Source organism: Micromonospora sp. NPDC005257 (assembly GCF_042872445.1).
Taxonomy (GTDB): domain Bacteria; phylum Actinomycetota; class Actinomycetes; order Mycobacteriales; family Micromonosporaceae; genus Micromonospora.
This window is the reverse complement of the sequence record NZ_JBIAKL010000003.1, coordinates 277,602-292,202: the sequence shown is the minus strand read 5'-3', so window position 1 is coordinate 292,202 and position 14,601 is coordinate 277,602. Positions and strand designations below refer to the sequence as shown.

The 14,601-nt window shown below is 72.9% G+C and carries 12 protein-coding genes; 8 read left to right on the top strand and 4 right to left on the bottom strand.

Translation table 11 applies throughout. The features are described from left to right. Window positions 1–1,047 (top strand): glycosyltransferase, encoded by a 1,047-nt coding sequence (locus ACFYO8_RS08205; protein ID WP_355094520.1) that lies wholly within the window; start codon window positions 1–3, stop codon window positions 1,045–1,047. A gap of 49 nt (window positions 1,048–1,096) precedes the next feature. Here ACFYO8_RS08205 and ACFYO8_RS08200 read toward each other — a convergent pair whose 3' ends face one another. Further along, the gene (locus ACFYO8_RS08200; RefSeq protein WP_355094522.1) at window positions 1,097–2,326 is read right to left on the bottom strand and encodes a glycosyltransferase; all 1,230 of its coding nucleotides are present in this window, start codon (window positions 2,324–2,326) and stop codon (window positions 1,097–1,099) included. Window positions 2,327–2,539: 213 nt separating this feature from the next. Between ACFYO8_RS08200 and ACFYO8_RS08195 the strand changes: the two genes are divergently transcribed. Genes ACFYO8_RS08195 through ACFYO8_RS08170 form a run of 6 tightly spaced genes read left to right on the top strand, consistent with a single transcriptional unit; the run spans window position 2,540 to window position 8,792 of the window. Next, the gene (locus ACFYO8_RS08195) at window positions 2,540–3,580 is read left to right on the top strand and encodes a polysaccharide biosynthesis protein (protein ID WP_387256873.1); all 1,041 of its coding nucleotides are present in this window, start codon (window positions 2,540–2,542) and stop codon (window positions 3,578–3,580) included. Then, on the top strand, window positions 3,574–4,698 hold the full coding sequence (locus ACFYO8_RS08190; protein ID WP_355094524.1) for a capsular biosynthesis protein: 1,125 nt from the start codon (window positions 3,574–3,576) through the stop codon (window positions 4,696–4,698). Before ACFYO8_RS08195 ends, ACFYO8_RS08190 begins: the two co-directional genes overlap by 7 nt. Window positions 4,699–4,745: 47 nt before the next feature. Beyond that, on the top strand, window positions 4,746–6,014 hold the full coding sequence (locus ACFYO8_RS08185) for a glycosyltransferase family 4 protein (protein WP_355094526.1): 1,269 nt from the start codon (window positions 4,746–4,748) through the stop codon (window positions 6,012–6,014). 43 nt (window positions 6,015–6,057) lie between these two features. Next, window positions 6,058–6,783, top strand: coding sequence for a sugar transferase (locus tag ACFYO8_RS08180; RefSeq protein ID WP_355094528.1), 726 nt, complete (start codon window positions 6,058–6,060; stop codon window positions 6,781–6,783). After that, a complete protein-coding gene (locus tag ACFYO8_RS08175; RefSeq protein ID WP_355094530.1) occupies window positions 6,780–7,727 on the top strand; it encodes an NAD-dependent epimerase/dehydratase in 948 nt (315 codons plus the stop codon). The genes ACFYO8_RS08180 and ACFYO8_RS08175 overlap by 4 nt, the downstream gene beginning before the upstream one ends. A gap of 54 nt (window positions 7,728–7,781) precedes the next feature. Further along, a complete protein-coding gene (locus ACFYO8_RS08170; protein WP_354867284.1) occupies window positions 7,782–8,792 on the top strand; it encodes a DUF389 domain-containing protein in 1,011 nt (336 codons plus the stop codon). Here ACFYO8_RS08170 and ACFYO8_RS08165 read toward each other — a convergent pair. Beyond that, on the bottom strand, window positions 8,755–9,189 hold the full coding sequence (locus ACFYO8_RS08165) for a hypothetical protein (protein ID WP_354867282.1): 435 nt from the start codon (window positions 9,187–9,189) through the stop codon (window positions 8,755–8,757). The two genes, ACFYO8_RS08170 and ACFYO8_RS08165, sit on opposite strands and share 38 nt — an antisense overlap. Window positions 9,190–9,266: 77 nt before the next feature. Next, on the bottom strand, window positions 9,267–11,735 hold the full coding sequence (locus tag ACFYO8_RS08160) for a Tex family protein (protein ID WP_357706920.1): 2,469 nt from the start codon (window positions 11,733–11,735) through the stop codon (window positions 9,267–9,269). Window positions 11,736–11,797: 62 nt separating this feature from the next. Between ACFYO8_RS08160 and ACFYO8_RS08155 the strand changes: the two genes are divergently transcribed. Further along, the gene (locus ACFYO8_RS08155) at window positions 11,798–13,309 is read left to right on the top strand and encodes a dGTP triphosphohydrolase (RefSeq protein WP_355094999.1); all 1,512 of its coding nucleotides are present in this window, start codon (window positions 11,798–11,800) and stop codon (window positions 13,307–13,309) included. Window positions 13,310–13,342: 33 nt separating this feature from the next. Here ACFYO8_RS08155 and ACFYO8_RS08150 read toward each other — a convergent pair whose 3' ends face one another. Further along, window positions 13,343–14,488, bottom strand: a complete 1,146-nt coding sequence (locus tag ACFYO8_RS08150; RefSeq protein WP_355095001.1) for an MBL fold metallo-hydrolase — start codon at window positions 14,486–14,488, stop codon at window positions 13,343–13,345. Window positions 14,489–14,601: the final 113 nt, after the last annotated feature.

The window sequence follows — 14,601 nt, the reverse complement described above, 5'->3', positions numbered from 1 at the left end:
ATGATCGTATTTGTCCTCGAGTCCCGCACACCCCATCACAACCCGGTTCTCGACCGGCTCGCCGCCCACCTGTCCCGCCCAGTCCAGGTTTTCTACGTCTCGGCCGACGACTCCGCACGCGGCTGGGGCACGGTGGAGCCGTCTCACTCGCACCGCATCCTTCGAGGGCGCAAGCCCTGGTGGCTGTTCCTCCGGACCCTGACGGCACCGGATCTCGACGCCGTGTGCCTCTTCGGTTACCGGGGCTCGGCCCGGATCGCCGCGGCACTGGTAGCCCGCTTACGTCGGGTGCCGCTGGTACTGCGCAGCGACAGCAACGTGTCAGCGGAACTGCGCCGGTCGCGGAGCCGGCGGGCGGCCAAGAGGTGGTATCTGCGGATGCTGCTCGGCGAGCCGGAGATCTGGTCCGTGGGCACCGCCAACGAGGCGTACTGGCGACTGCTCGGGTTCCGGCGGTTCCGGCGCATCCCCTTCGCGTTGCCGGAGCTGCCCCGCGGGGAAACCGGAGCGCCGGCGATGCGGGCGTCACTCGGCGACCAGGACCGTTTCGTCTTCGTCTTCGTAGGCCGGCTGGAGCCGATCAAGGGGGCGGATCTGCTCCTCGCCGCGTACGACATCGTGCGCGACAAGGTGCGCGACGGTGCCACGGCCCTGGTGGTCGTGGGCGGCGGCAGTCTGGCCCCGGACGTGGCGCATTACTGCGCGACCAGAGCCGACTGCCACTACCTGGGCCCGATCGATCACGATCGCCTCGGCGCGGCCTTCGCCGCCGCCGACGTGGCTGTTGTGCCGTCCCGGACAGAAGCCTGGGGCCTGGTCGTCAATGAATCCCTGGGGTTCGGAACGCCAGTGATCGCCACCGTCGAGGTCGCCGCCGCCGACGACCTCGTCACCCCGGAGAACGGGCGCCGGTGCCCGGCCGACGTCGTCGGACTGGCCGACGCGATGCTCGCCGAGTACCACCGTGGGCCACGGCGCGTGCCCCGGCTGGTCGCTGCGGACGTCGCCGCCGCGATGGCCGAGCGGCTCGACCGGCTCACCGGCTGACGGTGGGCGGCGTCCCGTGGGCACGCCGTCCGGCCGTCGCACACGGCGGTCAGGGGTCGATCAGCACTCGCCGCCCGGAGGTGGACAGGCCGAGCCGGTGGGCCCGGCGGTGTGCATCCTGGACGGCGAGGAAGTAGGCGTGGCGCTGCGGCACGAGTCGTTCGGCGGCGTACCGGCGGGCGCGCGTCAGGTTCTCCGCGGAGGCTTCGGTCATCAGTCCCGGAGTGCTCGACAACCGTCGGATCGCCGCGGCCAGGCCGACAGCGTCGTCCGGTGCGACCAGGTGCTGTTCCGGCAGCAGTTCGGGGATGCCGCCGACGGCCGACGCCACGGCCGGCAGCCCTCGGGCCATCGCCTCGACGAGCGCCTTGGGCAGCCCTTCCGTACGCGACGGCATGACGAAGAGATCGGCCGCGTCCAGTTGCTGCCGTACCGCGTCGCCGGACGGCAACGGTCCGGTGAAGGTCACCTGCTCGGCGACGCCGAGCAGGTCGGCCAACTGCGTGAGTCGGTGCCGGAACCGGCCGTCGCCGACGTGTACCAGCCGGGGGGCGAGGCCGTCTGCGCGCAGCCGCGCCACAGCGGCGAGTAACGTGTCGATCCCCTTGTACATCTGGTCGAGCGAACCGACCGAGATGAGCGTGACGTGGGGGAGCCCCGGCGTCCGCGCGCGAGCCTGGTCGGCGTAGGCGTGTCGCGGCAGATCCACGTCGGAGCAGACAGCGGTCACCGTCTGCGGGCCGGCCGGGTATCTCTCCTGCAGGTACCGCTCGGTCACGTAGGAGACGGCGACCGCCGAGCGGCACAGATGCCGTAGCCGACTGGTATATCGCTGCCGCAGCAGTGGCCGCAGCGGGTGCTCCACCACGCCGGGAGCGAACACCGCGTGGGGGTCTCCCATCACGTCGAGGGCGTAGGGCAGCCGCCCCCGGTCGCGTACAGCGGCGAGGATCGAGCCGATGAAGGACGGCACGCGCAGGATCACCGCGTCCTCCGCGGACGCCGCCGACGCCACGGCCCGCCGGATCGCGGGGAACCGCTGCAGGTACTGCCGAGGGCCCTGGTAGTAGGGGATGGGCCAGACCTCGACGTCCGGCCCGTCCACGCGGTTGGCCGCCCGCTCCAGATTCGCGACCGTCCGCACCCGGGCGACGACCCGGACCTGGTCGAACACCTGCAGGTAGTCGGTGAAGAAGCGGTAGGCGGGTCCGTCGTACGTCCAGACCGCGCCGTCGGGTGTGCGGACGTAGCGCGACTCCACCGTCACGGTGGCTCTCATCGGCTCTGCCTTTCCGGAGGGTGCCGGACTCGCCTGCCGAGACCGCAGAGCCCGTCGCCCGGCAGCCGAGGCGTGACCTGACCGTCCGTCTCTCGTTGAGGAAGTGTTATATAAGACAGAACGTGTCAAAGGTGTATTTCGGTACGGCAGAGCGTCTCCCTCCCTTCCCCGCGATCGCGACCGCCCGAACCGCACGAACCAAGAGGAGTGGACGTGTCCTTTCTGCCCTCCGGATGCCGCGTCGCCGTAACCGGCGGTACCGGATCATTCGGTAAGACCCTGGTACGCCGCCTGCTCGACCACGATGTGGACGAGATCCGGGTGTTCAGTCGGGACGAGGCCAAGCAGGACCTCATGCGCCGAGGGCTGGGCGACGACCGGGTGCGGTACTACGTGGGCGACGTCCGGGACTTCGACAGCGTTTTCCGGGCGACCCGCGATGTCGACTTCGTGTTCCACGCCGCCGCGCTCAAGCAGGTGCCGTCCTGCGAGTTCTTTCCCATGGAGGCGGTGCGGACCAACGTGCTCGGCAGCGAGAACGTGGTCATGGCGGCGGAGCGCAACGGGGTGAGATCGGTGGTGCTGCTGAGCACCGACAAGGCCGTCTACCCGGTCAACGCGATGGGCATCAGCAAAGCCTTGATGGAGAAGGTCGCCCAGGCGCACGCCCGGAATCGCCCGGACAGCACGACTGTCGTGTCCTGCGTCCGGTACGGCAACGTGATGTACTCACGCGGGTCGGTGATCCCGCTGTTCGTGGAGCAGATCAAGGCCGGGAAGGCGCCGACCGTGACCAGCCCGGCGATGACGCGCTTCCTCATGTCGCTGGCCGACTCGGTGGATCTCGTCGAGCACGCCTTCCAACACGCCCGTCCCGGTGACATCTTCATCCGCAAGGCGCCCGCGTGCACGATAGGCGACCTCGCCGAGGCGGTCTGTCAGCTCTTCGACGTACCGGCCAAGCTCGACGTGATCGGGGTCCGGCACGGCGAGAGGCAGCACGAGACGCTCGTCAGCCGCGAGGAGCTCGCCCGGGCGGACGACTTCGGTGACGTGTTCCGGGTGCCGGTCGACGCCCGCGACCTCAACTACGACCTCTACGTCTCCGAGGGGGACGTGCGTGGCCCGCTGACCGAGGACTTCACCTCCGCCAACGCGCCCCAGATGGAAGTGGCGCAGATCAAGGAACTCCTGCTGAGCATCCCGGAGATGCGGGCGGAACTGACGCTGCGGGACGCGGTGCTGACGTGCTGAGGCTCGCCCTCACCGGTGCCGGGGGTTTCCTGGGCTGGCACGTACGGGTCCTCGTCCGTGCGCTGGGCTGGCCCGATCCCGTCGTGGTCACCCGGGCGGACCTGGCCGATCCGGCGGCCGTGGCGGCGCGGGTCGACGGCACCGACCGGGTGCTGCACCTGGCCGGGGTCAACCGAGGTGACCCGGCCGAGGTCGCAGCGGGCAACGTGTGGCTCGCCTCGGCGCTCGCGCGCGGACTGGGACGGTGCGCCGCGCCGCCCGGCGTCGTCGTCTTCGCGAACTCGATCCAGGCCGGCAACGGCAGCGCCTACGGTGACTCGAAGGCGGTCGCCGCCGAGACCCTCGCCGCCGTGCGCCCCGATCTGGTCGACCTGCGCCTGCCCAACCTCTACGGGGAGCACGGGCTGCCCGGCTACAACTCGGTCGTGGCGACGTTCTGTCGCCTGCTCGCCGAGGGCGGCCGGCCCGAGGTGCACCAGGATCGGGAGTTGGTCCTGGTGCACGCCACCGACGCGGCGGCCCGCCTGGTCGGTGCCGCACAGGCAGGCCCGTGGGATGCCTCGATGCCGGAGCTGCGCATCGGTGTCCAGGCGCTCGCCGACCGGCTCTCGGAGCTGGCCGGCTGCTACCGCACAGGCGAGATCCCGGCACTGACCGACCGGCACGCGGTGCGCTTGTTCAACACGTACCGGTCGCACTGCCTTCCGTCGCACCAGCCGCTGCCGCTGCCCCGGCGGTCCGACGCGCGCGGCGAACTCGTCGAGGTCGTCAAGTCGCACGGCGGGCCGGGACAGACCTTCTGTTCCTCCACCCACCCCGGCGTCACCCGGGGAGAGCACTTCCATCTGGCGAAGCTGGAACGGTTCTGCGTGGTGCAGGGCAGTGCCGAGATACGTCTGCGACGAGTCCTCGACGACGAGGTCGTCCGGCTCCGGGTGGACGGCCGCGATCCGGTCGTGGTGGACATGCCCACGATGTGGGCCCACGACATCACCAACACCGGCTCGGGTGCCCTCATCACCCTGTTCTGGGCCAACGAGGTCTTCGACCCGGCCCAGCCGGACACCTGGCCCGAACCCGTGGATTCCCGAGCGCGAGCGGCGGTCGCGGCGGTCTGACCCGGCCGCCGGCATCCCCCGCCGAGCTCCTGAGACGAGGTGTCGAGATGCGGTTCGGCTTGCTGACCCAGTGGTTCGACCCGGAGCCGGGGCCGGCCGGCCTGCCCGGTGTGCTGGCCCGCGGCCTGGCCGCCCGGGGGCACGAGGTGCGGGTACTCACCGGCTTCCCGAACTATCCGACCGGACGGCTGGCGCCGGGCTACCGCATGTCTCGTCGGCAGGACGAGAACCTCGCCGGTGTGGAGGTTCGCCGGGTCGCCCTCTACCCCAGCCACGACGCGTCGGCCGTCCACCGGATGGCGAACTACGGCTCGTTCGCGATGTCCGCGCTCGTGTCCGGCGTGAGGGCGCTCCGCGGGCTCGACGCCATCTGGGTGGGGAATTCCCCGGTCACGGTGGCGCTGCCGATGTGGTTCGCCCGGCACGTGTACCGGGTGCCGGTGGTGCTTCACGTGCTCGACCTGTGGCCCGACACCCTGGCGGCCAGCGGCTTTCTCGGCAACGGCGCCGGTGGCCGGGCGGTCGAGCGCTGCCTGCACGGCTGGTGTGGGGCGATGTACCGGTCGGCCACGCGGGTGGCCTACATATCGCCGGGCGTTCGGGACCTTCTGCGGGGCCGGGGGGTGCCGGAGAGCAAACTCACGTACGTTCCGATGTGGGCGGACGAGCGGCCCTGGTCGCCGCAGGGTGACCTCCGTGCCGATCTGGGACTGCCCGACGACCGGGTGGTGCTGGTGTACGCCGGGGCGCTGGGGGAGGCGCAGGGACTCGACGCCCTGCTGGATGCCTGCGCCCTGGTGCACGATTCCCGGTTCGTGTGCCTGATCGCCGGGTCGGGGGTCTCGGAGGACCGGCTGCGGGAGCGCGCCCGGTCGGCGGGGCTGGACAACGTGCGGTTTCTGGGCCGGGTGCCCAGCGAGCGTATGCCGGCGGTGATGGCGGCCGGCGACATCCACTTCGTGAGCCTGCGGGACACGGCGATGTCCGCCTGCACGATGCCGAGCAAGATGCAGGCGATCCTTGCCGCCGGACGAGCCCTCCTTGTCGCCGCGCCCGGTGACGCGGCCGAGGTGGCGCGGGAGAGTGGCGGCGGCATCACCGCTCGGCCCGGAGACCCGGAGTCCATCGCGGCTGCACTGCGCGAGGCATGCCAGATGGGGCGGGAGAAGCTTCGACTGCTCGGTCAGGCAGGCCGCCGCCACTACGAGCGCCAGTTCGCTGCCGACCTGGGAATACGCCGCGTGGAGCAGGAACTGCGGACGGCTGCGGCCGTCCGCGGGGCCAGGCGGCACGGCGAAGAGGCCCGCGAGTTCTGACCGATTGCACACCGACGGAACTATGTCCTGATATGGGTATCTCATGAGCACTGATGCCACGTGGCGGCGACGCCACACCGCCGCACCACATCGGCCCTCGTCCGGCGGCACGCCGCGCCCGTACGACCGTCTGAAACGCCTGCTGGACGTGCTCGGTGCCGTGCTGGCGCTGGTGCTCGGCGCACCGGTCATGGCTGCGGTCGCCCTCGTGGTGCTGGTGACGCTGGGACGGCCGGTGCTGTTCCGGCACACCCGGCCGGGGCGTGACGGCAGGCTCTTCGAGATGGTCAAGTTCCGCACCATGCACGATGTCGACCCGGCGCGAGGGCTGGTGAGCGACGCGGACCGGCTTACGCCGGTGGGGCGATGGCTGCGTTCCACCAGCCTCGACGAGCTGCCCGAGTTCTGGAACGTCCTGCGCGGCGACATGAGCGTTGTCGGTCCGCGCCCACATCTGGTCCGCTACCTGAGCCTCTACGACGCCCGTCAGGCCCGGCGGCACGAGGTTCGTCCCGGCATCACGGGCCTGGCGCAGGTGCGCGGTCGCAACGCGCTGATCTGGGAGCAGAAGTTCGAGTACGACGTGGAGTATGTCGACCGGCGCTCCCTCGCCCTGGACCTGCGGATCCTCGCCGCGACGGTCGGTGCGGTGCTGCGCCGGGAGGGCATCTCGGCGCCCGGCGCCGCCACCTGGCACGAGTTCACCGGCAACCGGCAGCCCGGCGACCGCGAGCACCTGCGCGCCGGAGAATCCGTGGGCATGTGGTGACGGCCGTACTGCTGTTCGGGGCCGGCGGGTTCCTGGGCCGGCACATCCGTCGCAACCTCGAACCGCACTGCGATGTGCGGTGTCCGGATCGGCAGGAGTGCGATCTGGTGGCCGTCGGCCCGTCTGCCCTGGCCGCGTTGCTGAGCCGGGAACGACCCGACGTCGTGGTCCTCGCGGCGGGGCGCATCGTCGGCTCCGGCTACGACTTCGTCCAGGCACACGCCGTGACGACGGCCAAGGTGATCGAGGCGATGGCCGCCGCCGCTCCCGGTGCGCGGCTCGTGCGGATCGGTTCGGCCGCAGAGTACGGCGTGGTCGCCCGCGATGTCGCAGTGCGGGAGGACGCCCCGACGTCGCCGATCAGCGAGTACGGGGTGAGTCACCTCGCCGCCACCCGGCTGGCCGAACTCGCCGGTGCGTCCGGCCGGGTCGACACGGTGGTGTTGCGGGTGTTCAACCCGGTCGGACCGGGCATGCCGCCCGGGAACGTGCTGGGGCGGGCGGCGGGGCTGATCAGGGCCGCGGCCGAGCGCGGCGACGATCACGTCGCACTGGGTCTGCTCGATTCCTGGCGGGATTTCGTGGACGTGCGGGACGTGGCCGGCGCGGTCCTGGCCGCGGTGCGCTGCGGTGCGGTGGGACAGCGGGTGTTCAACGTGGGCAGCGGGCTGGCGACGGCCACCAGGGACGCCGTCCGGCAGCTCGCGGACATCGCAGGTTTTCCGGGGGAGATCCGCACCGGCGCATTCGGCGCCGACGCGACCCGGTCAGCGGCGGTGCCCTGGATCTGCGCGGACATCGGCCGTGGCCACCGGCTGCTCGGTTGGACGCCGGTCCATCCGCTGGCCGACTCGCTGACGGCGCTCTGGCGCGAGACGGTCGAGCGGGTACCGGGTCTGGTGCGGCAGCCGTCCGGCCCGGCGAGGGACGTGCGTCACACCTGACGCGCCGGTAGAGTGCGGCGGCCGACGCCAGGGACGCGCACCAGGGAGCCGCCAGTGCTGCACTTGAGGATCATCACCCCGGCCGACCGTAGCGCGGCGGTGGCGGACCTGCTGGCCGCTGAGCCGGGGGTGGCGCACCTGGCCGTCCTGCCCGGCGCCGCCCGCCGCCCTGTCGGTGATCTCATCCTCTGTGACGTCGTGCGAGAGAGCGCCGATCACGTGCTTCGGGTGCTTCAGGAGATGGGCGTCGAGGCACGTGGCGCGATCTCCGCCGACGACGTGGAGCTGACCCTGTCCGAGGCGGCCGACCGGGCCGCCGAGGAGGCGCCCGGGTACGGCGAGGATGCCGTGGTCTGGGACGAGATCGCCGCGAAGACCGGCGAGCAGACCGTCCTCACCGGCACGTTCGTCGCCCTGATCGTGGTCGCCACCATGATCGCCGGCATCGGCGTGCTGCTCGACCAGCCCATCCTGATCGTCGGCGCGATGGTGGTCGGCCCCGAGTTCGGGCCGCTCGCCGCGCTCAGCGTGGCGCTGCTGCGGCGGCAGCCGCGCGTGGCCGTGCGCTCGGTACAGGCGCTGACCGTCGGCTTCCTCGTCGCCATGGCCGCCACCGTGCTGAGCACCTGGGCGCTCACCGCCACCGGCCTGGTCGACCGGGACATGCTGCTGGCCGAACGGCCGCTGACCGACTTCATCTGGCGCCCGGACGCGCTGTCCTGGGTGGTGGGCCTGCTCGCCGGCGTCGCCGGGATGCTGTCGCTGACCTCGAAGAAGTCCGGCTCGCTCGTCGGCGTGCTGATCTCGGTGACCACGGTGCCGGCGGCGGCGAACGTGGCTGTCGCGTCCGCGTACGGCGTGTGGCACGAGGCGGCCGGCTCGGCCCTGCAGCTGCTGATCAACGTGGCGGCCATCGTGCTCGCCGGAGTGTTCACGCTGGTGGTCCAGCTCTGCTGGTGGCGGCATGTGGACCGGACCGCCGCCCGGGGACTGCCGCGACAGCGGGCCGGCCGGGGACGGGCGCCGGTCAGCGCCAGTCGTCGCCCGCCTCGAGACGGCGGCTGAGCAGCGTCGCCAGTGGCACCGACTCGCCGTCGCGCCCGCCGCGGCCGACCACGAGCGGCGGCGGGCTGGGCCGCGGGTCGGCCCCGAACAGCCGCGCCCGCAGACCCGGCGGCACGGTGAGCAGGTAGAACCGCCCCTCGGTGTCCACCGCGCGGCTGCGCGCCCGGTCCACGTACCAGCCGGTCAGCCGCGTGCGGTAACGCCCGCGCCCGTCGTGGCCGGTAGCGGTCAGCCGGTCGGCGCGCAGCCCGCGCCGCGACGCCTCGGCGGCGAACCGGGCCACCAGCTCCGCGGCCTCCGCCTGCTCCGCGGCGCGCTCGCGGTCGGCGGCCTCCGCGTGCGCCCGCACCGCGTGGCGCCGCCGTTCCCGCCACCGCTCGTCGTCCTCGACACCCACGACCGCGAGGGTACGCGCGCCCGCCGCCCCCGGCGCACCACGCGTCAGGGCGCACCACGCGGCCGGGTGCCGGGAGGTCAGGCCAGGCCCGCGCGGCGCAGCGCCTCCGCCATGGCGTCGTTGACCGGGGCGGGACCGCCGCCGCGCCCCGACCGCTGTGACTGGCCACCGCGCGACGCGCCCTGGCCACCGCGCGACGCGCCCCGGTCGCCGCGCGACGCACCGCCCTGGCTGGTGCCCTGTCCGCCGCGCTGACCGCCGCCCTGGCCGCCACGTGGAGCGGCGGCCTGCGGGCCGCCGCCCGGGCGACCGCCGCCGGCCGGCGCCTCGTCGTCCAGCCGTAGCGTCAGCGAGATCCGCTTGCGCGGCACGTCCACGTCGAGCACCCGGACCTTGACCACGTCGCCGGACTTCACCACGTCGCGCGGGTCCTTGACGAACGTGTGCGACATGGCCGAGACGTGCACCAGACCGTCCTGGTGCACGCCCACGTCGACGAACGCGCCGAACGCGGCCACGTTCGTCACCACGCCCTCCAGCACCATGCCCGGCGTCAGGTCGCCGATCTTCTCCACGCCCTCGACGAACGTCGCGGTGCGGAACTCCGGGCGCGGGTCGCGGCCGGGCTTCTCCAACTCGGCCAGGATGTCGGTGACGGTGGGCAGGCCGAACGTGTCGTCGACGAAGTCGGTCGCGCGCAGGCCGCGCAGGATGGCCGACTTGCCGATCAGCGCGCGCAGGTCCTGCCCGGTGGAGGAGAGGATGCGGCGGACCACCGGGTACGCCTCGGGGTGCACGCTGGAGGAGTCGAGCGGGTCGTCGCCGCCGGGGATGCGCAGGAAGCCCGCGCACTGCTCGAACGCCTTCGGGCCGAGGCGCGGCACCTTCTTCAGCTCGGCCCGGGTGCGGAACGGGCCGTTGGCGTCGCGGTGCAGCACGATGTTCTCGGCCAGCCCCGCGCCGATGCCGGAGACCCGGGTGAGCAGCGGCGCGGAGGCGGTGTTGACGTCCACACCGACCGCGTTGACGCAGTCCTCGACCACCGCGTCGAGCGAGCGGGACAGCTTCACCTCGGACAGGTCGTGCTGGTACTGCCCGACGCCGATCGACCGCGGGTCGATCTTCACCAGCTCGGCCAGCGGGTCCTGGAGGCGGCGGGCGATCGACACCGCGCCGCGCAGCGAGACGTCCAGGCCGGGCAGCTCCTGCGAGGCGTACGCCGACGCGGAGTAGACCGACGCGCCGGCCTCGGAGACGACCACCTTCGTCAGCTTCAGCTCCGGGTGCTGCTTGATCAGGTCACCGGCGAGCTTGTCGGTCTCCCGGCTGGCGGTGCCGTTGCCGATCGCGACCAGCTCGACGCCGTGCGCGGCGGCGAGCCTGGCGAGCGTGTGCAGCGAGGCGTCCCACTGCCGGCGCGGCTCGTGCGGGTAGATGGTGTCGGTGGCGACCACCTTGCCGGTCGCGTCGACCACCGCCACCTTCACCCCGGTACGCAGGCCCGGGTCGAGGCCCATCGTCACCCGCGCCCCGGCCGGCGCGGCCAGCAGCAGGTCCCGCAGGTTGGTGGCGAAGACCCGCACGGCCTCCTCCTCGGCTGCCTGCCACAGCCGCATGCGCAGGTCCGCGCCCAGGTGGATCAGGATCCGGGTACGCCAGGCCCAGCGCACCGTGTCGGCCAGCCACTTGTCGGCGGGCCGCCCCTGGTCGCTGATGCCGAAGCGGCCGGCGACGGCCGCCTCGTAGCGGCTGGGACCCGGGTTCGCGTCGGCGTCCCCCTCGGCCTCCGGGTCCATGGTCAGCTCCAGCACGCCCTCCTTCTCGCCCCGGAACACGGCGAGGATGCGGTGCGAGGGCAGCTTAGGGTACGGCTCGGCGAAGTCGAAGTAGTCGGAGAACTTCGCCCCGGTGGTCTCCTGGCCGTCGCGTACCCGGGAGACCAGGCGGCCCCGCGACCACATCTGCTCGCGCAGCGTGCCGATCAGGTCGGCGTCCTCGGCGAAGCGCTCGATCAGGACGGCCCGCGCCCCGTCCAGCGCGGCCGCGGCGTCCGCGACGCCCTTGTCCGGGTCGGCGAACCCGGCGGCGACCGTCTTCGGGTCCTGCGCCGGGTCGGCCAGCAGCGTGTCCGCGAGCGGCTCCAGCCCGGCCTCGCGGGCGATCTGGGCCCTTGTGCGCCGCTTCGGCTTGTACGGCAGGTAGATGTCCTCCAGGCGGGACTTCGAGTCGGCGGCGAGGATCTGCGCCTCCAGCGCCTCGTCGAGCTTGCCCTGACTCCGGATCGACTCCAGCACCGCCGCGCGCCGCTCGTCCAGCTCACGCAGGTAGCGCAGCCGCTCCTCCAGCGTGCGCAGCTGCGCGTCGTCGAGCAGGCCGGTGGCCTCCTTGCGGTAGCGGGCGATGAACGGCACTGTGGCGCCGCCGTCGAGCAGCTCGACTGCCGCCCGCACCTGACGTTCGGCGACGCCGAGTTCCTCGGCGATCCGCTGGTCCACTGACTGGGTCACGATTGTCATCCGCCTTCTCGGGTGGTTTCCGCCCTGCATTGTGCCGTTCGCCTCGGACCGGCTGTGCCCGGCCCGCCGCTGGCTGCGCTAGCGTGGCGATCATGGAGGCACCTGCGGATCCGCGGGCCCGGCGGCTGTTCGGCGGCAGCGCCCGGGCGCTCGGCGACCTGGCCGCCGGCCCGTTCCGGGCCGACCGGGACCGGATCGTCGGCTCGCCGTTCTTCGCCCGGCTGAACGGCGTCACCCAGGTGATCAGCCCGGGTGGTTCCGGGCTGCTGGTGCACAACCGGCTCACCCACAGCCTGAAGGTGGCCCAGGTGGCCCGGGCCATCGCGGAGCGGCTGACGGCCGACCCGGCGCACCGGGACCTGCTGGACAAGCTCGGCGGCTGCGACCCGGAGGTGGTGGAGGCCGCCGCGCTCGCGCACGACCTCGGGCACCCGCCGTTCGGGCACCTGGGGGAGCGGGTGCTGGACCGGCTGGCCCGGCAACGCCTCGGGCTGGCCGACGGATTCGAGGGCAACGCCCAGTCGTACCGGATCGTCACCAGCACCGAGATCCGCGGCGCCGCGACCACCGGACTCGACCTGACCGCCGCGGTCCGGGCCGCCATGCTGAAGTACCCGTGGACCCGGCTGGACCATCCCGACCCGCACCCGCGCCACCTCGACCCGGCGCCCCGGGGTGCGGCGGCGCCACCGGAGGATCCGGAGAGCGGGTCGGTGAAGTTCGGCGCGTACCGCACCGAGCTGGACGACCTGCGGCAGGCGCGCGAGCCGTTCGCCGGGCGGATCCCGGAGTGGCAGCAGACCCCCGAGGCCTCGGTGATGGACACCGCCGACGACATCGCGTACGCGATCCACGACGTGGAGGACTTCTACCGGGTCGGTGTGCTCCAGCAGGGCGCGGTGGCGGCCGAGCTGATGGCCTGGCAGCGCGAGAGCGGGCACCTGCGGTCGATCACCGCGTCGGCGCTGGAGGCGGCGGCCCGGCGGCCCGGCGTGGCGATCGAGCGGCTGCGCCGGCAACTGCACCGCAAGGACGGCTGGATCGCCGACGACGAGGCGTTCGCCGCCGCTGTCGAGCACGTCCGCGAGGAACTGGTCGAAGGGCTGCTGGCGCTGCCGTTCGACGGCTCGATCGAGGCGGAGCAGTACGTGGCCCGGTTCTCCGCCCGCTGGTCCACCCGCTTCGTGGACGCCATCACCGTCACCCCGGAGCCGGACGTCCGTTCCGGCTACGTGCTGCTGGCGAAGGCGCAGTGGCACGAGGTGCAGGTGCTCAAGTTCGTGCACCACCGGTTCGTGCTGGCCCGCCCGGACCTGGCCCTGCACCAGCGCGGGCAGGCCCGGCTGCTGGGCACGTTGGTGGAGGCGCTCTGGGAGTGGCTGCTGGACCCGGAGGAGGAGTCCCGGCTGCCGCGCCGGCTGCACGACCTGGTGGAGCTGGCCGAGGCGGAGCTGCACCCGCGTACCCCGGACCGGATCGGCCGGGCCCGGGGCCGGGCGATCATCGACTTCGTCGCGCAGCTCACCGACGGTCAGGCGGTGGCGATGCTGGACGCGCTGTCCGGCCGCTCCGGCGCGCTCTGGACGGACGCCTTCGTGCTCTGAGCCGGCTCAGAGCACGAACGCGTCAGCGCCGGGTCAGGCGACCGACTGCCACCAGCCGTCCACCGCCGGCGGCTCGTCCACCACGACCCGCTCGCCGGGGCGCGGCACGGCCAGCCGGACGTCGCGCGCCTTCGCCTCGGCCCAGAGCCGGTCGACCGGCTCGGACCAGTCGTGCAGGGCCAGGTTGAACGTGCCCCAGTGCACCGGCACCAGCAGTCCGCCGTGTACGTCGAGGTGGGCGGCGACCGCCTCCTCCGGGAACATGTGGATGTGCGGCCACGCCCTGTCGTACGCCCCGATCTGCATGAGCGTCAGGTCGAACGGGCCGTGTTCGGCGCCGATCGCGGCGTACCCGTCGAAGTAGCCGGAGTCGCCGGTGTAGAAGACCTTCCGGTGTGCCCCGGTGATGGTCCAGGAGCTCCAGAGCGTGCCGTCGCGGCGCAGCCCGCGCCCGGAGAAGTGCTGCGCGGCGGTCGCGGTGAGCGTCAGCGCGCCGACCCGGTGGTTGTCGGACCAGTCCAGCTCGATGATGCGGTGCTCGGGTACGCCCCAGCGGGCCAGGTGCGCGCCGACGCCCAGCGGCACCACGAACGGCGCGGACTGGAGGTCGACGAGCGTGCGGACGGTCTCCATGTCCAGGTGGTCGTAGTGGTCGTGCGAGATCAGCACCGCGTCCAGCGGGGGCAGCTCGGTCAGGCGTACCGGCGGCTCGTGGATGCGTCGCGGGCCGACCAGCCCGGACGGGGAGCACCTGTCGCTCCACACCGGGTCGAGCAGCACCCGGCGCCCCTCGATCTCGACGAGCGTGGAGGCGTGGCCGTACCAGACGACGTTCAGCTCGCGGGCCGGGTCGCCGGCCGGCGCGGGGGCCGGGCGCAGCAGCGGCACCGGGCTGCCGGGCCGCCGCTTCTGCTTGCCGAAGACCAGCTCGCGGAGCAGGTTGCGGCCGGGGTCGGCGACCATCGTGGCGCTCGCGTCGGCCGGGTTGTGGAACGTGCCGTCGCGGAAGCGCGGCGACCGGGCCGCCCGTTCCGCCCGGGCGCCGGTGAGCCGGCCGCCGAGCTGGGCCGGCACGTCCCGCGCCGCCCAGGCCAGCCCGGCGACGGCGGCCAGCCCGGCGAGCTTCCACCCCCGCCCGCCGCGCGTCCGGTCCGGTTCCCGCCCCGTTGGTTCCCGCATGCTCGTCCCTCCGCCGTGTCCCGTCGTACACGGTAACCACCCTCGTCCCGGTCCGCCCGCGCGACAGCCACCCGCGGGACCGTCCGCCCGCGCGACAGCCAGCCCGCGCGACG

Coding starts and splice junctions, on each gene's coding strand:
- ACFYO8_RS08205 (WP_355094520.1), top strand. CDS start 1: ATGATCGTATTTGTCCTCGAGTCCCGCACACCCCATCACAACCCGGTT.
- ACFYO8_RS08160 (WP_357706920.1), bottom strand. CDS start 11,735: ATGCAGGGCGGAAACCACCCGAGAAGGCGGATGACAATCGTGACCCAG.
- ACFYO8_RS08185 (WP_355094526.1), top strand. CDS start 4,746: ATGCGGTTCGGCTTGCTGACCCAGTGGTTCGACCCGGAGCCGGGGCCG.
- ACFYO8_RS08150 (WP_355095001.1), bottom strand. CDS start 14,488: ATGCGGGAACCAACGGGGCGGGAACCGGACCGGACGCGCGGCGGGCGG.
- ACFYO8_RS08200 (WP_355094522.1), bottom strand. CDS start 2,326: ATGAGAGCCACCGTGACGGTGGAGTCGCGCTACGTCCGCACACCCGAC.
- ACFYO8_RS08180 (WP_355094528.1), top strand. CDS start 6,058: ATGAGCACTGATGCCACGTGGCGGCGACGCCACACCGCCGCACCACAT.
- ACFYO8_RS08155 (WP_355094999.1), top strand. CDS start 11,798: ATGGAGGCACCTGCGGATCCGCGGGCCCGGCGGCTGTTCGGCGGCAGC.